Annotated in this window: 2 protein-coding genes; both read left to right on the forward strand. The window is 68.1% G+C overall.

Going from position 1 to position 3,564, the window contains the following annotated elements; translation table 11 throughout:
• A partial coding sequence (locus tag VGZ32_RS12450; RefSeq protein WP_326886125.1) for a tetratricopeptide repeat protein occupies positions 1–623 on the forward strand: 623 nt, incomplete at its 5' end.
• A 569-nt stretch (positions 624–1,192) separates the two neighbouring features.
• On the forward strand, positions 1,193–3,564 hold a 2,372-nt coding region (locus tag VGZ32_RS12455; protein WP_326886126.1), incomplete at its 3' end, for a glycoside hydrolase family 15 protein.

A 3,564-nucleotide genomic window follows, 5' to 3' on the forward strand; every position in this document is an offset into this window, starting at 1 on the left:
TCGCGGGCGAAGCCGTCACCCTCGCCAACCTCGGCGCCGCGCACGCGGACCGCGGCCGGGAGCCGAACCCGGGTCCGCGCGAGCGAGAAAGCCTCGAGCTGGCGATCCGATACCTGAGCCAAGCGCTGGACCTGCACCGGCGGATCGGCGACCGGCGCAACGAGGGCGACACCCTCAGAGCCCTGGCGGAGGCGCACCGGGACCTGGGCGACCTCGACGAAGCACTGAAAGCCGCGACCCAGGCGCTCGAACTGGCCCTCGCGAACGAGGAGCCCCGCTTCACGAGCAGCGCGCTGATCGCGCTCGGCACCGTGCACGTGCGCAGCGGCGCGGGCAGCCAAGGCTTGGACGAGCTGTCCCGGGCACTGGAGGTCGCCCGCTCGATCCAAGACCCCCGGCTGATCGCGGAAACGCACCTCGCCCTCGCCGACTCGCACCGGCGCCTGCACACCTTCGACGAGGCGCTCCTGCACCTCGACGACGCACGCGACCTGGCACGTCAACTCAGGTCCGGAATGCTGGACAGGCAGTGCCTCCGGGCGACCGCGGGCATCGAGGCGAGCCTGGCCCTGGCCCGGGATACCGAGCAGGCGGAACCGCCGCCGAAGGCCGCCGCTTCGTAGTCCCGGTTTCGCTGCCGCCTCGCCCACTCCCGACGCCGTAGCAGTCCGTCAGCCAGGTTCTCGCGCCGCTGCGCGAGCAGCACGGCCATCAAGGCGCCGTCGCTACGAGCCGCCATCGCCGGCAGTCGCAGTGTCCGCCAGCCCGCCTTTGTTGTAAGGCACAACGATGGTGACGCTGCGAACGAAAAGTGTACTGTGGCGGCGCGGCAAGATCCGTGCACGTTTCCGGCCGCGTACGCACGGCCGTGTGGATTGAAATACCATGTCGGAGCTCGATAACCCATCGAGCGTCATCGCACCCTGTTTCATTACGAACATTTTAACGGGGCGTACGCGTCACGGCTTGTCCAGCTCTGGCGGTCCGCCTCCCCCGGCAATACGTTGCCCGTCACAACAATGCGGTGCGCAGGCGGATGCACCGCAGGCAAGCGACGGCACGGACCAAGCGGCGCCGTCGCACGCGTCCGGGGCTACACCCGGTCACGTCCTGCTCGCCACTATCCGAAGGGTTCAAGGAAGAACCTATGCATGCGCGCAGATCCGCACGTCGACGTCGTCTGACGGCCGTCGTGGCAGCGACCGCGACACTCGCCACCATCGCACTGGGCACGTCGGCGGTTCCGGCCGCCGCCGCGACCGCCGGCGGGGGTCCGGGCTCGAACGCGTTCTGGGACGAGCCGCACACCCAGGGCTTCGCCGACGCGCTCTCCCCCAGCTCGAAGATCTGGTACACCCTCGGCGACGGCCAGCTGCAGAACGTCATGTATCCGCAGGTTGACAACACCGACACCTTTGGGCTCCAGTTCTACGTCTCGGACGGCTCGTCGTTCACCGACAACGAGGTCGCCAACACCTCGCACGCGATCGCGCTGGCCGACCCGACCTCGCTCGAGTGGCGGCAGACGAACACGGCGGCGAGCGGCGAGTACACGATCACCAAAACGTACGTGGCCGACCCGTCCCGCTCGGTGGTCCTGGTCCAGACGACGTTCACCAACCAGTCCCCCACCGCGCTGTACCTCTATGCGCAGTACAGCCCGGCGCTCAACAACGACGGGATGGGCAACATCGGCGGCGCGGACGCGAGCGGGGACTTGACCGCGTCCAACGGCTCGGTCTCCAGCGCGATGGCCGCGTCCACCGGTTTCGTCGCGACCAACACCGGATTCGCCGGCACCAGCAGCGACGGCGCCAGTCTGCTCGCGACGAACCACAATCTCTTTACCAGCTACAGCGGCGTGTCCACCTCGGGGCACATCACCCAGACCGGCCAGATCCCCGTCGCCGCCAGCGGTTCGACCACCTTCACCCTCGCGCTGGCCTTCGACGCGAGCACGGCGGCGGCGGTTTCGGACGCCTCGGCCTCGCTCGGCGCCGGCTTCGCCACAGCCGAATCCTCGTTCCGGTCCGGATGGCACTCCTGGATGTCCGGACTGAACGCCGCGCCGTCCTCGGTGACCGGCAACGCGAAACTGCTCCAGCAGTACTACGTCTCGCTGATGGAGGTGAAGGCGGACGAGGACAAGACCTACGTCGGCGGCTTCGTCGCGGCGCCCAACACCCCGTGGGGCGCAAGCGTGAGCGCGAACAGCGGCGGGCAGCACGGCTACCACCTGGTGTGGACCCGCGACGAGTACCAGATGGCCACCGCACTGCTCGCGGCCGGGGACACCGCGGACGCGAACGACGCCTTGACGTACATCCTCAACTACGAGGAGACCTCGTCGGGCTACGTGAAGCAGAACTCGTGGCTCAACGGCACCCAGGTCTGGGGCGGCACCCAGATGGACCAGGTCGCCTTCCCGATCATCCTGGCCTACCAGCTCGGCCGCACCGACTCCACCACCTGGGGCAAGCTCAAGACCCTGGCAGGCTACCTGGTCGCCAACGGACCGAGGACCGGGCAGGAGCGCTGGGAGGAGAACGGCGGATACTCGCCCTCCACCATGGCCGCCGAGATCGCCGGGCTGGTCTGCGCCTCCAGCATCGCCACCGCCAACGGCGACAGCACGGACTCCTCGACGTACCTGTCCACCGCCGACACGTTCGAGGCTGCCGTGGACGCCGACACCTACACCACCACCGGATCGATCGGCAACGGCTCGTATTACGTGCGCATCACCCCGAACGGCAACCCGAACAACGGCGACAGCGTCTCGATCTCCAACGGCGGCGGGACCTGGGACGAGCGGGCGATCGTGGACCAGGGCTTCCTGGAGCTGACCCGGCTCGGCATCAAGTCACCGACCTCCGCACAGATCACCAACTCACTCGCCGCGGTCGACGCCACCATAAAGACGGTGATCCCCAGCTACGGCACCTACTGGGGCCGCTACGACCACGACGGCTACGGTGAAACGTCCAGCGGCGCGGACTACACCGGGGCCGGGGTCGGCCGCCCCTGGCCGGTCCTGTCCGGCGAGCGCGGCGAATACGACGTGCAGATCGGCGACACCGCCGACGCGAACGCGATGCTGGGCAGCATGGCCAACGCCGCGAACGCCGGCTATCAGATCTCCGAGCAGATCTGGCCCACCTCGAGCGCCGACGGCTTCACCCAAGGCCAGCCGGACAACTCCTCCACACCGCTGATGTGGGCCATGGCCCAGTACGTCCGCCTGGCCATCGACATCAGCGCGGGCAGAACCGTAGACACCCCCGCGATCGTCGCCCAGCGCTACGCCGACGCCACCCAGATCCAGACCACCTTCGACGTGAACGCCACGACCTACTGGGGACAGAACGTCTACGTCGTCGGCTCGATCCCGGCCCTGGGCAGCTGGAATACGAACAACGCGATCCCGCTGTCCGCGGCGACCTACCCCGTCTGGTCGGCCGCCGTCTCGCTGCCGGCCAGCACCTACTTCGAATACAAGTACATCAAGAAGAACCCCGACGGCTCGATCACGTGGGAGAGCGACCCCAACAACAACTACACCAC

Source organism: Actinocrinis sp., assembly GCF_035938995.1.
Classification (GTDB): Bacteria; Actinomycetota; Actinomycetes; order Streptomycetales; family Catenulisporaceae; genus DASZGI01.